This is a genomic window from Streptomyces sp. NPDC001514, from assembly GCF_053597075.1.
In genome coordinates, this window is sequence record NZ_JBSFHO010000001.1 from 470,255 (window position 1) to 488,409 (window position 18,155).

Annotated in this window: 16 protein-coding genes; 6 read left to right on the plus strand and 10 right to left on the minus strand. The window is 70.9% G+C overall.

Going from position 1 to position 18,155, the window contains the following annotated elements:
• Positions 1 to 28 precede the first annotated feature (28 nt).
• From pyk to pta, 3 genes are all read right to left on the minus strand, one after another.
• Positions 29 to 1,462: a pyruvate kinase gene (pyk, locus tag ACWCXB_RS02085; protein ID WP_450717981.1), complete on the minus strand. Its 1,434-nt coding sequence runs from the start codon at positions 1,460 to 1,462 to the stop codon at positions 29 to 31.
• 74 nt (positions 1,463 to 1,536) lie between these two features.
• The gene (locus tag ACWCXB_RS02090) at positions 1,537 to 2,763 is read right to left on the minus strand and encodes an acetate kinase (protein ID WP_450717983.1); all 1,227 of its coding nucleotides are present in this window, start codon (positions 2,761 to 2,763) and stop codon (positions 1,537 to 1,539) included.
• Complete coding sequence (pta, locus tag ACWCXB_RS02095) at positions 2,760 to 4,841, minus strand: phosphate acetyltransferase (RefSeq protein ID WP_450717985.1); 2,082 nt, start codon at positions 4,839 to 4,841, stop codon at positions 2,760 to 2,762. Before pta ends, ACWCXB_RS02090 begins: the two co-directional genes overlap by 4 nt.
• 318 nt (positions 4,842 to 5,159) lie before the next feature.
• Between pta and ACWCXB_RS02100 the strand changes: the two genes are divergently transcribed.
• Entirely contained in the window at positions 5,160 to 6,185 is a 1,026-nt protein-coding gene (locus ACWCXB_RS02100) for an ATP-dependent 6-phosphofructokinase (RefSeq protein ID WP_450717987.1), read from the plus strand.
• A gap of 75 nt (positions 6,186 to 6,260) precedes the next feature.
• Here the strand turns inward: ACWCXB_RS02100 and ACWCXB_RS02105 are convergent, their stop codons facing one another.
• The 3 genes from ACWCXB_RS02105 to ACWCXB_RS02115 form a co-directional block, all read right to left on the minus strand.
• Complete coding sequence (locus ACWCXB_RS02105) at positions 6,261 to 6,929, minus strand: helix-turn-helix domain-containing protein (protein WP_450717989.1); 669 nt, start codon at positions 6,927 to 6,929, stop codon at positions 6,261 to 6,263.
• A 174-nt stretch (positions 6,930 to 7,103) separates the two neighbouring features.
• Positions 7,104 to 7,799, minus strand: a complete 696-nt coding sequence (locus ACWCXB_RS02110; protein WP_450717991.1) for a response regulator — start codon at positions 7,797 to 7,799, stop codon at positions 7,104 to 7,106.
• A gap of 79 nt (positions 7,800 to 7,878) precedes the next feature.
• Complete coding sequence (locus ACWCXB_RS02115; RefSeq protein WP_450717993.1) at positions 7,879 to 9,504, minus strand: sensor histidine kinase; 1,626 nt, start codon at positions 9,502 to 9,504, stop codon at positions 7,879 to 7,881.
• A gap of 134 nt (positions 9,505 to 9,638) precedes the next feature.
• On the opposite strand from ACWCXB_RS02115, the gene ACWCXB_RS02120 reads away from it, so the two are divergent.
• Together ACWCXB_RS02120 and ACWCXB_RS02125 are read left to right on the plus strand one after the other, a co-directional pair.
• The gene (locus ACWCXB_RS02120; protein ID WP_450718200.1) at positions 9,639 to 11,027 is read left to right on the plus strand and encodes a cation:dicarboxylate symporter family transporter; all 1,389 of its coding nucleotides are present in this window, start codon (positions 9,639 to 9,641) and stop codon (positions 11,025 to 11,027) included.
• 199 nt (positions 11,028 to 11,226) lie between these two features.
• On the plus strand, positions 11,227 to 11,547 hold the full coding sequence (locus tag ACWCXB_RS02125; RefSeq protein WP_450717995.1) for a GYD domain-containing protein: 321 nt from the start codon (positions 11,227 to 11,229) through the stop codon (positions 11,545 to 11,547).
• 47 nt (positions 11,548 to 11,594) lie between these two features.
• Here ACWCXB_RS02125 and ACWCXB_RS02130 read toward each other — a convergent pair whose 3' ends face one another.
• The 4 genes from ACWCXB_RS02130 to ACWCXB_RS02145 form a co-directional block, all read right to left on the minus strand.
• A complete protein-coding gene (locus tag ACWCXB_RS02130; RefSeq protein ID WP_450717997.1) occupies positions 11,595 to 12,572 on the minus strand; it encodes a DUF1996 domain-containing protein in 978 nt (325 codons plus the stop codon).
• A gap of 13 nt (positions 12,573 to 12,585) precedes the next feature.
• Positions 12,586 to 13,986: a glycoside hydrolase family 16 protein gene (locus ACWCXB_RS02135; protein ID WP_450718202.1), complete on the minus strand. Its 1,401-nt coding sequence runs from the start codon at positions 13,984 to 13,986 to the stop codon at positions 12,586 to 12,588.
• 198 nt (positions 13,987 to 14,184) lie between these two features.
• Positions 14,185 to 15,087 carry an aldo/keto reductase gene (locus ACWCXB_RS02140; protein ID WP_450717999.1) on the minus strand — a complete coding sequence of 301 codons (903 nt, stop codon included), beginning with the start codon at positions 15,085 to 15,087 and terminating at the stop codon, positions 14,185 to 14,187.
• Positions 15,087 to 16,022 carry an NAD-dependent epimerase/dehydratase family protein gene (locus ACWCXB_RS02145; RefSeq protein ID WP_450718001.1) on the minus strand — a complete coding sequence of 312 codons (936 nt, stop codon included), beginning with the start codon at positions 16,020 to 16,022 and terminating at the stop codon, positions 15,087 to 15,089. Before ACWCXB_RS02145 ends, ACWCXB_RS02140 begins: the two co-directional genes overlap by 1 nt.
• An 81-nt stretch (positions 16,023 to 16,103) precedes the next feature.
• On the opposite strand from ACWCXB_RS02145, the gene ACWCXB_RS02150 reads away from it, so the two are divergent.
• The 3 genes from ACWCXB_RS02150 (at position 16,104) to ACWCXB_RS02160 (ending at position 18,154) form a co-directional block, all read left to right on the plus strand.
• Positions 16,104 to 16,631 carry an Lrp/AsnC family transcriptional regulator gene (locus tag ACWCXB_RS02150; protein WP_450718003.1) on the plus strand — a complete coding sequence of 176 codons (528 nt, stop codon included), beginning with the start codon at positions 16,104 to 16,106 and terminating at the stop codon, positions 16,629 to 16,631.
• Between the two features lie 105 nt (positions 16,632 to 16,736).
• Positions 16,737 to 17,648: an NAD(P)-dependent oxidoreductase gene (locus ACWCXB_RS02155; protein ID WP_450718005.1), complete on the plus strand. Its 912-nt coding sequence runs from the start codon at positions 16,737 to 16,739 to the stop codon at positions 17,646 to 17,648.
• Positions 17,649 to 17,761: 113 nt separating this feature from the next.
• The gene (locus ACWCXB_RS02160; RefSeq protein WP_450718007.1) at positions 17,762 to 18,154 is read left to right on the plus strand and encodes a MerR family transcriptional regulator; all 393 of its coding nucleotides are present in this window, start codon (positions 17,762 to 17,764) and stop codon (positions 18,152 to 18,154) included.
• Position 18,155 lies beyond the last annotated feature (1 nt).

The following is an 18,155-nucleotide window of genomic DNA, read 5'->3' on the forward strand; positions in this document are numbered from 1 at the left end:
GCCCCACAGTCGTACGCGCCCGAAGGCGTCAGGCGGATTTGGTGCCGCCACCCAGGTGGTGCACCCGCACCATGTTCGTCGTGCCCGGGACGCCCGGAGGGGAGCCCGCGGTGATGATCATGATGTCGTCCTCGTTGAAGCGCTGGAGCTTCAGCAGGGCCGCGTCGACCAGGTCCACCATCGCGTCCGTGGTCTCCACGAACGGGGCGATGAAGGGCTCCACGCCCCAGCTCAGGGTGAGCTGGTTGCGGGTCGACTCCTCCGTCGTGAAGGCCAGGATCGGCTGCTGGGCCCGGTAGCGGGAGAGCCGGCGGGCCGTGTCGCCGGACTGGGTGAAGGCGACCAGGGCACGGCCGCCGAGGAAGTCGGCGATCTCGCAGGCCGCGCGGGCGACCGAACCGCCCTGGGTGCGCGGCTTCTTGCCAGGGACCAGGGGCTGGAGGCCCTTGGAGAGGAGCTCCTCCTCGGCCGCGGTGACGATCTTGGACATCGTCTTGACCGTCTCGATCGGGTACGCGCCCACGCTCGACTCCGCCGACAGCATGACCGCGTCGGCGCCGTCCAGGATCGCGTTGGCGACGTCGGACGCCTCGGCGCGGGTCGGGCGGGAGTTGGTGATCATCGACTCCATCATCTGGGTCGCGACGATCACCGGCTTGGCGTTGCGGCGGCAGAGCTCGATGAGGCGCTTCTGCACCATCGGGACCCGCTCCAGCGGGTACTCGACGGCCAGGTCGCCGCGCGCCACCATCACCGCGTCGAACGCCGCGACGACGTCCGCCATGTTGGCGACGGCCTGCGGCTTCTCCACCTTGGCGATGACCGGGACGCGGCGGCCCTCCTCGTCCATCACCTTGTGGACGTCCTTGACGTCGTTGGCGTCGCGGACGAAGGAGAGCGCGACCATGTCGCAGCCCATCCGCAGGGCGAAGCGCAGGTCCTCGACATCCTTCTCGGACAGGGCGGGGACGTTGACCGCCGCGCCGGGCAGATTGATGCCCTTGTGGTCGGAGATGACACCGCCCTCGATCACGATGGTCTTGACGCGTGCGCCGTCGACCTCGGTGACCCGGAGCTCGACGTTGCCGTCGTTGATGAGGATCTGGTCGCCCTTGGAGACGTCGCCGGGCAGGCCCTTGTACGTCGTACCGCAGATGGACTTGTCACCGGGGACGTCCTCGGTGGTGATCGTGAACTCGTCCCCGCGGAGCAGCTCGACCGGTCCCTCGGCGAAGGTCTCCAGTCGGATCTTGGGGCCCTGGAGGTCGGCGAGCACGCCGACGGCGCGGCCGGTGTCCGCCACCGCCCTGCGGAGGCGGTCGTACCGCTCCTGGTGCTCTGCCTGGGTCCCATGGCTCATGTTGAATCGGGCCACGTTCATGCCGGCCTCGATGAGCGCTTTCAGCTGCTCGTAGGAGTCGACGGCGGGGCCCAGTGTGCAGACGATTTTGGAACGGCGCATAAGGCGGATCCTATCGGTTTGTTTCTAGGCTGAATATTCCATCTGGCGGAAAATACAAATGGGCGGACGTTCGCTCAGTCGAGGGGTTCGCCGACCAGCGCGAAGGTCTGCTGCGCGATCTCCAGTTCCTCGTCGGTCGGCACCACCGCGACCGCCACCCGCGCGTCCTGCGGCGAGACGATCCGCGGCTCGTCCGACCGTACGGCGTTGAGGTCCGGGTCCACCACCAGCCCGAGCTGCTCGAGGCCGGCGATGGCGGCTTCCCGCACCGGAGCCGCGTTCTCGCCGACGCCCGCGGTGAACGCGACCGCGTCGACCCGGCCGAGGACGGCGTAGTAGGCGCCGATGTACTTCTTCAGCCGGTGGATGTAGATGTCGAACGCGAGCCGCGCCCGCTCGTCGCCCTCGTCGATACGGCGGCGGATCTCCCGCATGTCGTTGTCGCCGCACAGCCCCACCAAGCCGCTCTTCTTGTTGAGCAGGACGTCGACATCGTCCTCGGACATTCCCGCCACCCGCTTGAGGTGGAAGGTGACCGCCGGGTCGATGTCGCCCGAGCGCGTCCCCATGACCAGCCCCTCCAGCGGGGTCAGTCCCATCGAGGTGTCCACACAGCGGCCACCGGCGACCGCCGACGCCGAGGCGCCGTTGCCCAGGTGGAGCACGATGACGTTCACGTCCTCCGGGGCCTTGCCGAGCAGCGCGGCGGTCCTGCGGGAGACGAACGCGTGCGAGGTGCCGTGGAAGCCGTAGCGTCGGATCCGGTGGGCGTCCGCGGTCTCGACGTCGATCGCGTACCGCGCCGCGTACTCCGGCATCGTCGTGTGGAACGCCGTGTCGAACACCGCGACCTGCGGCAGATCGGGACGCAGTGCCTGGGCGGTACGGATACCCGTGATGTTCGCCGGGTTGTGCAGGGGCGCCACCGGGACCAGCCGCTCGATCTCCGCCAGCACCTCGTCGGTGATCACGGTGGGGGCGGTGAACTTCAGCCCGCCGTGCACCACCCGGTGGCCGATCGCCGCGAGTTCGGGGGAGTCGAGGCCGAGCCCGTCCTGCGTCAGCTCCTCGGCAACCGCTTTGAGCGCCGCGTCGTGGTCCGGGATCGGGCCCGTGCGCTCACGCTTCCCGGCGCCGCCGGAGGCCGTGCCGGCCATCGGGGTGTGCACCAGCCGGGACGTCTGCTCGCCGATCCGCTCGACGAGGCCCACGGCGAGCCGCGAGCTGTCGCGCATGTCCAGCAGCTGGTACTTCACCGACGACGAGCCGGAGTTGAGGACGAGAACGCGAGTGGCGGTCATGCGGGGAGCTCCTGACCCTGGGACTGGATCGCGGTGATCGCGACCGTGTTGACGATGTCGCTGACCAGCGCGCCGCGCGAGAGGTCGTTGACCGGCTTGCGCAGGCCCTGCAGCACCGGCCCCACGGCCACCGCTCCGGCCGAACGCTGCACGGCCTTGTAGGTGTTGTTGCCCGTGTTGAGGTCGGGGAAGATCAGCACGGTCGCCTGGCCCGCCACCTCGGAGTCCGGCAGCTTGGTCGCCGCGACGGACGGCGCGACCGCCGCGTCGTACTGGATGGGGCCCTCGATCTTCAGGTCGGGGTGGCGCTCGCGGACCAGCTTGGTCGCCTCCCGGACCTTGTCGACGTCCGCGCCGGAGCCCGAGGTGCCGGTGGAGTACGACAGCATCGCAATCCTCGGCTCGACGCCGAAGCGGGCCGCCGTGGCCGCCGACTGCACGGCGATGTCGGCGAGCTGCTCGGCGTTCGGGTCCGGGTTGACCGCGCAGTCGCCGTACACCAGCACCTTGTCGGCGAGGCACATGAAGAAGACGGACGACACGATCGAGGCGTCGGGCTTGGTCTTGATGATCTCGAACGCGGGCCGGATGGTCGCGGCCGTCGAGTGGACCGAGCCCGACACCATGCCGTCGGCCAGTCCCTCCTGGACCATCAGCGTGCCGAAGTAGTTCACGTCCGCGATGACGTCGTACGCCAGCTCCACCGAGACGCCCTTGTGGGCGCGCATCTCGGCGTACCGCTCGGCGAAGCGCTGGCGCAGCTCGGCGGTCACCGGGTCGATCAGCTGGACGGCGGCGAGGTCGATGCCGAGGTCGGCGGCCTTCTTGCGGATGACGTCGGTGTCGCCGAGCAGGGTCAGATCGCAGACGTCACGGCGCAGCAGTACGTCGGCGGCTTGCAGCACCCGCTCCTCTGTGCCCTCGGGCAGCACGACGCGGCGGCGGTCGGCGCGGGCCTGCTCCAGCAGGTCGTGCTCGAACATCATCGGCGTGACCCGGCCGGTACGGGCCACCTCGACCCGTCCGAGCAGGCCCGCCGTGTCGACGTGGCGCTCGAAGAGGCCGAGCGCGGTCTCCGCCTTCCGCGGGGTCGCCGCGTTCAACTTGCCTTCCATCGCGAAGAGTTCGGCCGCGGTGGGGAAGGAACCGCCGGGCACCGAGATCACCGGGGTGCCCGGCGCGAGCCGGGACGCCAGCGTCAGGATCGACTCGGCGGGGCGTTCGTCGAGGGTGAGCAGCAGGCCCGCGATGGGCGGGGTGCCCGCGGAGTGCGCGGCGAGTGCGCCGACCACGAGGTCGGCGCGGTCACCGGGAGTGACGACCATGCAGCCGGGGGTCAGGGCCTTCAGGAGGTTCGGCAGCATGGCGCCGCCGAAGACGAAGTCCAGTGCGTCCCGGGCGAGACCGGAGTCGTCCCCGAGCAGCACGGTGGCCCCCAGGGCGTGGGTGATCTGGGCGACCGTGGGCGCGGCGAGCGCGGGCTCGTCCGGCAGGACGTAGCAGGGGACGGGCAGCCGGGCCGCGAGCCGCTCGGCGATCACCTCACGGTCCTCGGGCGCCACCCGGTTCACGACCATCGCGAGGATGTCGCAGCCGAGCACGTCATAGGCGCGGTGGGCGTTGCGGGCCTCGGCGCGTACGGATTCGGCCGTCTGGCCCTTGCCGCCCACCACGGGTATGACGGAGGCGCCGAACTCGTTGGCCAGCCGCGCGTTCAGCGCCAGCTCGTCGGGGAGTTGGGTGGCGTGGAAGTCCGTGCCGAGGACGAGGACGACGTCGTATTCGCGCGCCACCGCGAGGAAGCGGTCGACGAGCCGGGACACCAGCTCGTCGGTGCCCTTCTCGGCCTGGAGCGCCGCGGCGTCGTGGTAGTCCATGCCGTACACGGTCGACGGGTCCTGCGAGAGCCGGTAGCGGGCGCGCAGCAGATCGAACAGACGGTCGGGTCCGTCGTGGACCAGTGGCCGGAACACTCCCACCCGGTCCACCTGGCGGGTCAGGAGCTCCATGACCCCCAGCTCGACCACTTGGCGACCGTCCCCCCGGTCGATGCCGGTCACGTACACGCTGCGCGTCACGCGTGCTCTCCTGTCCTGTGTCGTGTGCGGTGTGCGGGTGCGGTGTGTCCAGCGGTCTGAGCCCGGGAGCGCTGGGCTCCGGGCTCTGAGCACTGGGCTCCGACCGCTGGGCGCCGAGCGCTGCTCGGCGTCATGCTCGCGTGCTCGAAAAACCTCGATAGGGTGGCATTGCCCTCTTGACAATACCTCCGGGGGTGGGTACAGCGCCCGCCGCGTGCACCCGGTGTCCGCGGAGCCGCCGGAGGGCGCGGTCCGGACCCGGCGTGTGAGAATCGAAACCGCTCACATGTATCACCAGCGAGCAGGAGACACAGCACGATGCGCATCGGAGTTCTCACCGCAGGCGGCGACTGCCCCGGCCTGAACGCAGTGATCCGGTCGGTCGTGCACCGAGCCCTGACCGGCCACGGCGACGAAGTCATCGGCTTCGAGGACGGGTTCAAGGGCCTGCTCGACGGCCACTACCGCCCCCTCGACCTCAACGCCGTCAGCGGCATCCTCGCCCGCGGCGGCACGATCCTCGGCTCCGCCCGGCTCGAGCGCGCCCGGCTGCGTGAAGCCGCCGAGAACTGCGAGGAGTTGGCCCGCCGCTACAACCTCGACGCGCTCATCCCCATCGGCGGCGAGGGGACGCTGACCGCCGCCCGGATGCTGGCCGACGCCGGAATGCCCGTCGTCGGCGTGCCCAAGACGATCGACAACGACATCTCCGCCACCGACCGTACCTTCGGCTTCGACACCGCGGTCACGGTCGCCACCGAGGCCATCGACCGCCTCAAGACCACCGCCGAGTCCCACCAGCGGGTCATGGTCGTCGAGGTGATGGGCCGACATGCGGGCTGGATCGCGCTGGAGTCCGGAATGGCGGGCGGTGCGCACGGAATCTGCCTGCCCGAGCGGCCCTTCGAGGTCGACGACCTGGTGAAGATGGTCGAGGAACGCTTCGCCCGCGGCAAGAAGTTCGCGGTCGTCTGCGTCGCGGAGGGTGCACATCCGGCCGAGGGGTCGATGCCGTACGAGAAGGGCGAGATCGACCAGTACGGCCACGAGCGCTTCGCCGGCATCGGCAACCGGCTCGCCGTCGAGCTCGAACGCCGGCTCGGCAAGGAGGCGCGCCCGGTCATCCTCGGTCACGTCCAGCGCGGCGGCGTCCCCACCGCGTACGACCGGGTCCTCGCGACCCGCTTCGGCTGGCACGCGGTGGAGGCCGTGCACCGCGGTGAGTTCGGCAGGATGACCGCGCTGCGGGGTACGCAGGTCACGCTGGTGCCGCTGGCGGAGGCGGTGACCCGGCTGAAGACGGTGCCGGAGGACCGGGTGTTCGAGGCGGAGTCGGTCTTCTGAGGCTTGTGAGGCGCGGCGCCTGAAGGCGGGCAGCATGCAGACCCGGGGCATGCGCCGGACGGGTCCCCAGCAGCCCTACCCCGGGGCCAGCTCCCAGAAGTGGTCCACCACCCGGTCGAGGAACTGCCTGCCCGAGTCGCCCGAGCCGCCGGACGCGCCCCAGCTGGACGTCGTCACCATGCGCGCCTGGTAGTCCGCGTGCAGCTGCTGCAGTACGTCCTCGAGATGCCGCTTGGGCATCGCCAGCAGCTTCGCGACCGGGCGTACGTACGCCTGCCACCGCGTCGTCGCCGCGCTCCGCAGCAGCTCCGCCAGCTCGTCGTTGCGCCCGGTGGCGGTGAGCAGCTCGCGCGGCGAGAGCGCAAGGGTCTCGGCGAGGGCGGCGGTCTGGCGTTCGTTGCCGCGCCAGCGGTTCGCGTCCTCCATCTTCCGGTACGAGGACACGTCCATGCCCACCCGGCGGGCGAGGTCCTCCACGGTCATGGCCCGCGCCATCCGGTGCTCGCGCAGGGTCCTGGCCGCGCCCAGCAGGTCACCGGGCGCACACCACAGCACTCCGGCCAGCGCCGTCAGCTCCTGGGAGCTCGGCGCCAGCAGTCCCCGTTCCCAGGCGACCACGATGTCCGGGGCTATCTGGAGTCCGTACTGAGCCTGGAGACCGTAGGCGACGTGGCCGGGAGCCATCCCCAGCGCCTCGCGCAGTCGGCGGGCGGCGGGGGCGTTGAAGGGCGGGGTGGAGTGCACGGGCACACCGTAGAGGGGGCGAGGACGTTTTGACTACGGTGCGTTTACCCAAGGTCACAACTCGTAGGAACATCCAGAGACGCGGGCGCCCAGATTCCGTGCCGGAGACGGAGGGGTCGACACGCGTAGCGTACCAGCGGGTAGATGCCGGCTGGTGGACTCCCTCGGGGGTTTTCAGCGGCCCGACGGGATCCAGCGGTACTGGAGCTCGGGGCGGCCGATCTGCCCGTACTGGGGGCTGCGGGCCGCCACGCCCGCGGTGACCAGGTGTTCCAGATAGCGGCGCGCGGTGATCCGTGAGATCCCGACGGCCGCGCCTGCCTCGGCCGCGGTGAGCCCGGCGGGGGCGTCGCGGAGCGTGCGGGTCACGGCTTCGAGCGTGGGCCCGCTGAGGCCCTTGGGAGGCGCGGCCGGCTGGGGTGTACGGAGCGTCGCGAGCGCCCGGTCCACCTCGTCCTGGCCCGACGCCTCGCCGGCGCTCGCGCGGAACTCGGCGTACCGGGTGAGGCGGTCGCGGAGCGTGGCGAAGGTGAAGGGCTTGAGGACGTACTGGACGACCCCGAGCGACACGCCCTCGCGGACGATCGCGAGGTCGCGGGCGGACGTGACGGCGATGACGTCCGCGGAGTGGCCCGCGGCGCGCAGTGCGCGCAGCAGCTGGAGCCCGTGCCCGTCGGGCAGATAGAGGTCCAGCAGGATCAGCTCGACGGGTGTCCGCTCCAGCAGCCTGTGCGCCTCGGCGCGCGAGTGCGCCACCCCGGCGACGGTGAACCCCGGCACACGCCCGACATAGAGCGCGTGGGCGTCGGCGGCGACGGGGTCGTCCTCGACGACGAGCACACGGATGTCGCTGCCGGCGGTCGGGCTCATGTGCTCACCTCCGCGGCTCGCAGCGGCAGCCTGACCGTGCTGTGTCGTTCCGGGGGCAACCCCCGGACCCCCGGCCGGTTCATGTGCTCACCTCCGCGGCTCGCAGCGGCAGCCTGACCGTGAACTCCGCGCCCCCGTCAGGTCCTTGGCCCACCTCCACCGTCCCCCGACCACGATGCGCGGCCTGTCGCACGAGCGCCAGCCCCAGGCCGCGACCCGGACCCCTGGTCGACCATCCGCGCCGGAACACGGCATCCGTGTCCCCGGGGCCCACCCCCGGCCCGGTGTCGGCGACGCGCAGGACGAGTTCGTCGTTGTCGGTGCGGACGGTGACGGTGACCCGGGCCCTTGCCGCCCCGGCGGCCCGTTGCGTCGGCGCGCCGCCCGTGGCCGAGGCCGCCTCGACCGCGTTGTCGATCAGGTTGCCGAGGATGGTGACCAGGTCCCGCTGGGGGAGCCACGGGGGGAGGACGCCGTCGTCGAGGCGGCTGTCGTCGGTGAGGATGAGTTCGACGCCGCTCTCGTTGGCCTGGGCTGCCTTGCCCAACAGAAGGGCGGCCAGGACCGGTTCGGCGACAGCGGTGACGACGCGGTCCGTGAGGGCCTGGGCCAGCTCCAGCTCGGCCGTGGCGAACCGGACCGCCTCGTCCGCGCGGCCCAGTTCGATGAGGGAGACGACGGTGTGAAGGCGGTTCGCCGCCTCATGGGCCTGGGCGCGCAGGGCCTGGGTGAACCCGCGCTCCGAGTCCAGCTCGCCGGTGAGGGCCTGGAGCTCGGTGTGGTCCCGCAGGGTCACGACCGTACCCCGGCGTTCGCCGCCCACCACCGGCTGCGTGGAGACGACGAGCACCCGGTCCGCGGTCAGATGCAGCTCGTCGACGCGCGGCTCGCTCGCGAGCAGTGCGCCCGTGAGCCCGGGCGGCAGCCCCAGTTCGTCGACGCCCCGCCCCACGGCGTCCGCGTCCAGACCGAGCAACTCCCGTGCGCCGTCGTTGATCAGGGCGATCCGGCGACGCCCGTCCAGCATCACCAGCCCCTCGCGCACCGCATGCAGCGCGGCCTGGTGGTAGTCGTGCATGGCGCTCAGCTCCGCCGCGTTCATCCCGTGCGTGTGCCGCCGCAGCCGCGCGTTGATCACGTACGTACCGACTCCGCCGAGCACCAGCGCCGCGCCCGCCATCCCCAGCAGCGCGGTGACCTGCTTCCGCACCTGCTCGCTGATCCTGTCGATGGTGATGCCCGCGCTCACGAGCGCGACGATCCGGCCACCGTCCCGCACCGGCGCCACCGTCCGCACCGAAGGCCCAAGCGTCCCCGTGTACGTCTCCGAGTACGTACGACCGCGCAGCGCCTCGTCGATGTGCCCCAGATACTTACGGCCGATCTGGGCCGGCTCCGGATGCGTCCATCGCGTCCCGTTCGGCGCCATGATCACCACAAAGGTGACGCCCGAGTCCTTCCGCAGCCTCTCCGCGTACGGCTGGAGCAGCGCCGACGGGTCGGCGGACCGTGCCGCGGCCACCACCGACGGCGAGTCCGCCACCGCCGTCGCGGTGGCCGTCGCCTGCCGCCGCGCGGTCTCCTCGGCCTGCGTGCGGTCGGTGACGTACGTGAAGAACGCGAACCCCGCCACGATCGCGGCGACCAGCACGACCTGCATCGCGAAGAGCTGGCCTGCGAGGCTGCGAAGGCGCGGTATGTGCATGCCGTAAGTCTGCCTGGCCGATTTCGTGTGAACGAAACGTACGCAAGGGTGACCGGGGTCACAGGGGTGATGAATAGTCGCGGCATCGAGGACATCCGCCGGGACGTGGATGTTCGTCAGGTCGTCGAGGAGGAATCCCCGTGGCAACCCCACCAGCAGCCGCAAGGCGGGACCGCACCCATTATCTCTATCTCGCAGTCATCGGTGCCGTCGTCCTCGGCATCGTCGTGGGCTTCGCCGCACCCGGCGTCGCCGTCGAGCTCAAACCGCTCGGCACCGGCTTCGTGAACCTGATCAAGATGATGATCTCCCCGATCATCTTCTGCACGATCGTGCTCGGCGTCGGCTCGGTCCGCAAGGCCGCCAAGGTCGGCGCGGTCGGCGGCCTCGCCCTCGGCTACTTCCTGGTGATGTCGACGGTGGCGCTCGCCATCGGCCTGATCGTGGGCAACATCCTGGAGCCGGGTGCCGGGCTGCACCTGACCGACGCGATCGCCGAGGAGGGCGCGAAGCAGGCGGAGGGCGCGAGCGAGAGCACCCCCGACTTCCTCCTCGGGATCATCCCGAAGACCCTGGTCTCCGCCTTCACCGAGGGCGAGGTGCTCCAGACGCTGCTGGTCGCGCTGCTGGTCGGCTTTGCGCTGCAGGCCATGGGCAAGGCCGGTGAGCCGGTGCTGCGCGGCATCGGGCACATCCAGCGGCTGGTCTTCCGCATCCTCGCGATGATCATGTGGGCGGCTCCGGTGGGCGCGTTCGGCGCGATCGCGGCGGTGGTCGGCTCGGCCGGGCTCGACGCACTGAAGTCGCTCGCGGTCATCATGATCGGCTTCTACGTCACCTGCGCGCTGTTCGTCTTCGTCGTCCTCGGCACGCTGCTGCGCCTGATCGCCGGGGTGAACCTGTTCGCGCTGCTGAAGTACCTGGGCCGCGAGTTCCTGCTCATCCTCTCCACCTCGTCGTCGGAGTCCGCGCTGCCGCGGCTCATCGCCAAGATGGAGCACCTGGGCGTCTCGAAGCCCGTCGTCGGCATCACCGTCCCGACCGGCTACTCCTTCAATCTGGACGGCACCGCAATCTATCTGACGATGGCCTCGCTCTTCGTCGCCGAGGCGATGGGCAACCCGCTCTCGATCCCCGAGCAGATCTCGCTGCTCGTCTTCATGATCATCGCCTCGAAGGGTGCGGCGGGCGTCACCGGCGCGGGCCTGGCGACCCTGGCGGGCGGCCTGCAGTCGCACAGGCCCGATCTCGTCGACGGCGTCGGTCTCATCGTTGGCATCGACCGCTTCATGAGCGAGGCCCGCGCCCTCACCAACTTCGCCGGCAACGCGGTCGCCACGGTCCTCGTCGGCACCTGGACCAAGGAGATCGACAAGGAGCGGGCCGCCGAAGTGCTCGCAGGACGCATCCCGTTCGACGAGGAGACCCTCGTCGACGACCACGCCCCGGCCGGCGGCGCCGCCGTGGACGTACCCGAGCCGCGGGAGGACGACGAGGACGAGCTGGCGACGGCGAAGGTCTGACCGTCACCACCCACGCGGGCCCCGGCACCGAGCCGGGGCCCGCACCCGTACCCCGCCCCCACCGGGACGAGGCTGCGGGGCTGCACCCTAGGCCCCTGGGGACACGGGCGGGGGTCTCTGGATGGCCGTAGGACCTCGGGTGGCCAAAGGTGAAACCGTGGCCGCACCCGGCGGCGCACCGGAACAACGGGAGAGGCGCATGCCGAAGTACCTCGTCCAGGCCAGCTACACCGCAGAGGGAACCAAGGGCCTGCTCAAGGAGGGCGGCACGGGCCGCAGGCAGGCCGTGGAGCAGGTCATCAGATCGTGCGGAGGCACCCTCGAATGGATGTACTACGCCTTCGGTGACGACGATCTCTACTGCGTCGTCGACATGCCCGACGATGTCTGCATGGTCGCCACCGCCATGGCCGCCCGCGCCACCGGAGCGGTGACGTCCAGGGTCGTTCCCTTGATCAGCGTGGAGGACATCGACGCGGCCACGAAGAAGACGGTCGACTTCCGGGCTCCGGGGGCCTGATCGGGCCCCCGGAGCCACGTCCCAGGTCCACGCCGCTCGCGCACCACTCACTGCTGGATCGGTGCGCCGTCCGTCCCGCAGATGTAGCCCGCGACGATGCAGTCGCGCACCCGGCGCTCCAGCTCCGCCTGGTCCCAGGCGTTGAAGAAGTCGCCGTGGAAGGTGTAGCCGGGCGCGTCGGTGACGTTCGCGCCGTTCCGGGTGCCCGCCAGGGTGAGGCCGCCGCCGGTGACCGGCCAGGTGATCAGCAGTTCCAGGCGGGGTACGACCACGGGGTGACCGGCCGGGCAGGTCTGCCCGGTCGCGTACGCCATGTGGTCGCGGTGGTTGGCGCTGTCCAGGTTCTTCCCGTCCCAGCAGGTGGGGAAGTCCAGATAGTTCTCCAGCTTGGTGCCGGGCGGGCAGTTCATGAAGTCCCGGCTCGACTCGGGCCGGCCGACACAGGACCAGCGGGCGGCCGGATTCTGGTCGGGGGAGGTGGCCAGGGCGTTGCCGACGACGTACCGCAGGCCGCGCGGATGGGCGACGGCCCGGGTGCGATCCGTGATGCCCTGGTAGTAGACGGTGACCCGCTCAGGGGCCACGGGGACTCCGTTCCGGTAGAGGGTGGGTGTCCAGTAGGAGGAGAGGTCGGTCGCCGGGGTGCAGTTGGTGGTGCCCGCACTCAGTGACTGGAGCGTCGACGAGGCGTCCGCCGTCCTGTTCCCGTAGAACTCATGGATGTGGGAGCGGCCCGCCTGGCCGGGGAAGACGATCGGGTCGTCGCCCCGGCGGTGGCTGGAGAAGCAGTCCGCGCGGAACTCGCTGCCGCGCAGCGGTGCCGCAGCCTGCGCGACGATCGCCGCCTGCTGGGCCTTGGTGTAGGTGTACGCGTGCGCCGAGTGCTGCCCGGCGTGGCCGGCGTGCCCGGCGTGCACGGAGCCGGAGTGCACGGAGCCGGCGTCGCGAGCCGTCGCGCACCCCGCCGTGGCCAGGAACAGCGCGGCGGCCGCGCCCGACAGCACTCGGCGTAACAGAGGATTCACGGCCAACTCCTCATCAGCCGAAGGGGATTCTGACGACGGACTGGTTGCCGATGCCGAGCGTGCTGCTGCCGTTGCCGATCGCGCTCCACACCTCGACGCGCACCTTGCCGCCCGTCAGGTTGCCGTGTGTACCGGTGGCCGACTGCAGGCCGCGCGCCTGCGTGTAGTGCTCGTATCCCGGCACGGGATCGGTGGCGAAGTAGTGGTACGTCTCCGTACGGTCCCAGGTCCCGTCTCCGGTACGGTCGTAACTCACCCTCACCTGCTGGCCGTTGGCAACCGTTGTCCCTGCGTCCACGAACAGGTCGAACTGTGTCGAGCCGCCGTCGTACGTCCGCGTGATCGGGCCGGACGTGAACACCTGCGGGTTGTGCGGAGTGCCGTCGTAATTCGCGCCGCCGGCGGAGGCGAGCGTGACCGTGGAGGACGCGGCCGGGTCACCGGCGCCGCCTCCCGTGCGCAGATACAGCTGCGAGGAGCCCGACGGCGGCGGGTCGGTCGGCGGCGGGGTCGTGCCGCCACCGCCCCGCGTCCAGACGCCGACGTAGTCGACGAGCATCGGGCGGCCCGGGACGGTCGCGGCGGTCGGGGTCTTTCCGGCCAGCGCGTCCGGGAAGGCGCCGCCGATCGCGACGTTGAGGAGGATGAAGTATCCCGCGTGGTCCGTCATGTTGGCCCAGGTACCGGCGTCGACCCGGCTCTGGTTCACGCTGTGGAAGAGCTGGTCGTCCACGTACCAGCGCAGTTCGTTGGGGGAGACGGACCGGTCCCACTCGAAGCGGTAGGTGTGGAAGGCCGACTGGCAGCTCGCGCCGGGGCAGGTGCGGCTGGCGCCGATGCCCGTCGTCTCGTTGCAGGGGCCGCCCGGGTTGACGCCGCAGTGCAGCACCCCCCACACGGAGTTGATGCCGTTGACGTTCTCCATGATGTCGAACTCGCCGATGCCCGGCCAGTTCCAGTAGTTGCCCCGGTAGGGCGCGCCGAGTGCCCAGAAGGCCGGCCAGTAGCCCAGGGCCGCGTCACCGGTCACGTTCGGCATCTGGATCCGGCTCTCGATGCGCAGGGTGCCGCCGGCCGGGGCCTTGAAGTCGGCGCGGCGGGTCTCGATCCGGGCGGAGGTCCAGTTGCCCGCGCCGTCCCGGAGCGGGGTGATGCGGAGGTTGCCGCTGCCGTCGAGGCTGAGGTTGTCGGGGCTGGAGGTGTAGTTCTGGATCTCGCCGGTGCCCCAGTTGGCGGGGCCGCCGGGATAGGCGTGGCCCGTGTCGATCTGCCAGTTGGTGGAGGAGGGCAGGGACCGGTCGGGCCCGGTGAAGTCGTCGCTCCACTGCAGCGTCCAGCCGGGTGCGGGCGGTACGGCCCCGCGCGCCGTTCCCGCGCCGCCGACGGCGAGGAAGCCGGCGAGTGCCACGGTCATGGCGAGGAGTGCGCTGAAGAGGGGAGTGCGTCTGATGCGGCTCGTACTCAAGGAACACCTCCGGAGGGGATGGTGCCGAGGGGGGCTTGAGAGCGCTCTCAGAGGTTTTGTAGATGGAGCCAGGGCAGCCGTCAATGACTTCGCACCCTTAACTTTCCGAAGCCACAGACCAGTTGGGGGCGGCGGGCGGCGGGTGGCTCACGCCGCGTCGAGCAGCCGCACCTCCTGCTCAGTGAGTACGAGACCGGCGGCCGCCGCCGAATCCCTCGCCGACTGCGGCCTACTGGCCCCGGGGATCGGGATGACCACAGGCGATCGTGCCAGCAGCCAGGCGAGCGCCACCTGCTGCGCGCTCACCCCACGCTCCCGCGCCACCCGGTGGAAGCCCGCGAATTCCGGGTCCACGTCCTGCGCCGAGGCCCCGTCGAGCGAACTGCGCGAGATCCCGCCCAGTGGGCTCCACGGCAGGAAGGCCAGCCCCAGCTCGGCGCAGAGCCGGAGCTCCGCCTCGCTGTCCCGGACGGCAGGCGAGTAGCGGTTCTGCACCGACACGAGCCCGTCGCCGAGGATCTCCCGGGCCTGCCTGATCTGTGCGGTGTCGACGTTGGAGATCCCGGCCATGCGGATCGTGCCCGCGTCCAGCAACTCGCGGATCGCCCCCAGCGATTCGGCGTACGGAACGGCGGGGTCCGGCTTGTGCAGCTGGTAGAGCCCGATCGCCTCGACACCCAGCCGCTCGGCGGAGGCCTCGGCGGCCCGCCGCAGATGACGCGGGTCGCCGTTGACCGACCAGTCGCCGTCGGCGGTGCGCCCGCGCCCGCCCTTGGTCGCGACGAGTACGTCACCGGTGTCGCCGCCGTACGCCGCGAGGGCGCGGGCGACCAGCAGCTCACCCGCGCCCGGCTGCTCGCCCGGCGGGTGGTACGAGTCGGCCGTGTCGATCAGCGTCACGCCTGCGTCGAGCGCGGCGTGAAGGGTGGCCACCGCCCGCGCCTCGTCGGGGTGGCCCTCGATCGACAGCGGCATCGCACCGAGCCCGATCGCGCCGACCTGGACACCGCCGATCCTGCGCACCGCCGTCACCGCCGTCACCGCCGTCATCACCGCACCTTCTCGACGTCGGCGGCGGCGCGCGTGCCGACGGTCTCGGCGACAGCCTGGGCCAGCCACTCCGTGCTGCGGCCGAAGCGGAAACCGAGCCGCTCGGCACGGGAGTTGTCCATGCCGTACGAGCGGGAGAAGGAGAACGGCGACACCTCGCCGGCCGCCCCGGACTCCACAGGCCGGAATACGAGTGTCTTGCCGCCGATGGCGTCCGCCACCGCCGTGCAGATGTCCGCCGTGGTGAGCCGCCCGTGCGCCGCCGCGTTCACCGGACCTGTGAATTCCGCACCGGCCGCCCATTCCAGGAACGCGGCGATCTCCTCGACGTACACATAGGTCGCGGAGTGATTCACGGCGGGTACGGCGATCGGCTCGCCCCTGCGGATGCGGTCGGCGTAGTGGTCCAGCCGGCCGGTGAAGTCGTCGTCCCCGCCCAGGACATGGGCGACGCGCACGGCCACGTACGGGAACGCGGGATCGCGCGCGAACACCGCCTCCGCCTGCCGCTTCCCCTCACCGTAGTGCGCGTCCCGGAACTCCGCGTCGTCCCAGGGCAGTGCGAGGTCCACCGCGACCGTACGGGGGTCGACGGCCTCTTCGGCGACCGGTTCCGCGGAGTCCTCGTGCTCGTACACCTCGACGGTGGACGTCATCACGTAGCGGCCGGTGCGCCCGGCGAAGACCCGCCTGGCGATCTCGGCCTGGCGCGGGGTGTAGCAGACCTGGTCGACGACCACGTCGAAGCTGCGCGAGCCGAGCGCGGCCGCCAGGGCCGTCTCGTCGTCCCGGTCGGCGACGAGATGAACGGCCTCCGGGGGCGGCGCGGAAGAGCCGCGGTTGACAACGGTGACACGCGCTCCCGAATTCAGCAGCCGCTGGATCAGCCGCTTCCCGAAATAGCGATTGCCGCCGATGACACACACGTCCCGCATCCCGACTCCCCTCGAATTCCCGGCGTTTCCCACCGGCACCACCAGTGTTACGTTGACGGGCCGCGTCCTGAAGGGGGAGTCATGGGAGTTCCGGCCGCCGCACCGAAAGAACCACGGCATCTGCGCGCCGCTGCCGACGAAACGTCGGCGACCGCCTTCGACCAGGTGGACCGCCTGATTCTCGAGCTCGTCCAGACCGACGGCCGCATCAAACTGAGCGAGCTCGGCCGGCGGGTGCGGCTCAGCCCGGCCGCCGTCACCGAGCGGCTGCGCCGCCTCGAGGCGTGCGGTGCGATCACGGGCTACGGCGCGCAGGTGGAACCGGCCAGGCTCGGCTACGGCATCCAGGCCTTCATCCGCGTGAACCCGCACGGTGGCTACACGCTGAAGCACCCCAGGACGCTGGAACTGCTCGGCCGCCCTGAGGTGATCGAGGCCCACCATGTCGTCGGCGAGGACTGCTGGATCCTCAAGGTCGCCGTGACGGACACGGAGCATCTGGAGGACGTCCTGGAGCAGACGTCCGCGCTCGGCCGGACGACGACATCGATCGTGCTCTCGTCACCTGTGGGGCGGAAACCGCTGTTGCCGCCGTCGGCGGGCCGCTGACGGGCCGTGGACGGGGCCGTTGACCTCGATGTTCACCTCGAGGTGAGTACCTGACTTTCTTGTCGGTACTTGTGGGGTTGTGTGCGGCCCACAAGCATGATCCGTATGCCTACCGAGAACACCGCGACCACCGAACCCACCACCGGATCCACCACCTCCGTGACCGTCATCGGCCTCGGTGCGATGGGCCAGGCCCTCGCCGGGGCCCTCCTGAACGCCGGCCACCCCACCACCGTCTGGAACCGCACACCCGGCAAGGGCGACGACCTCGTCGCACGCGGCGCTGTCCGCGCGGCCACCGCCGATGAGGCCGTCCGCGCCGGCGAGCTGACCATCGTCTGTGTCGTCGACAACGACGCCGCGAGCGCGATCCTCGAGCCCCTGGCCGACGCGCTCCAGGGCCGTGTCCTGGTCAACCTCACCTCGGACACCCCCGAGCGCTGCCGCGAGACCGCGGCCTGGGCGGCCGAGCGCTCCATCGCGTACCTGGACGGCGCGGTCATGGTCCCCACCCCCCTGATCGGCACCCCCGACGCGCTGCTCTTCCACTCCGGCTCCCAGGAGGCGTTCCAGCGCTACGAATCCACGCTCAAGGCCCTCGGCGGCAACGCGGTCTTCGTCGGCACCGACCCCGGGCTTGCCGCGCTGTACGACCTCTCCCTGCTGGACTTCTTCTACGGGAGCATCTCGGGCCTTGTGCATGCGTACGCCCTGGCCACGGCCGACGGGGTCAAGGCCGCCGACATCACCCCGTTCCTCGGCGCCATCGTCCAGATCCTGCCGCCCATCGTGCAGTCCTTCGCGGCCAACATCGACGCGGGCAGCTACCCCGGCGTCCAGGCCAACCTCGGCATGATGGCCGCGGGCGTCGACCACATCCTCCACGCGGCGCGCCACCGCGGTCTCGACGTCTCCCAGCTGGAGTCCATCAAGGCAGTGGCGGACCGGACGATCGCCAAGGGGCACGCGGCGGACGACTGGGCGAGCACGTACAGGACCATCACCGAAGGGGCGTGACGCCGCCCCGCGGTGACGGCACGTGCGGGTGTCGCCGGACGGCCCGGACGGCCCGTCCGGCCGGGCCCGTCCGGCTTTCCTTGACGTCGGCGTCAAGGCTTACGGTCGTACGCATGCGAATCGGCGAGCTGGCGCAGCGGGCCGGAACGACGACCCGCACGCTGCGCTACTACGAGTCCCGTGGGCTGCTGCCCGCACGGCGCGCGGTGAACGGATACCGCACGTACGACGAGGACGACCTGCGGCTGCTCCAGCAGATCCGGACCCTGCAGGACTTCGGGTTCGAGCTGGAGGAGACGAGGCCCTTCGTGGAGTGCCTGCGCGCCGGTCACCCGGCCGGGGACGCGTGTCCCGCGTCGCTCGCCGTCTACCGGCGCAAGCTCGCCGAGCTGGACGAGCTGATCGGGCGGCTCCAGGCCGTCCGGGACCAGGTCGGCGCGCAGCTCGTACGGGCCGAGGCGGCCATGCCGGGCGGCCCGGACCCACGGTGTGAACTCGGAGGGTGAG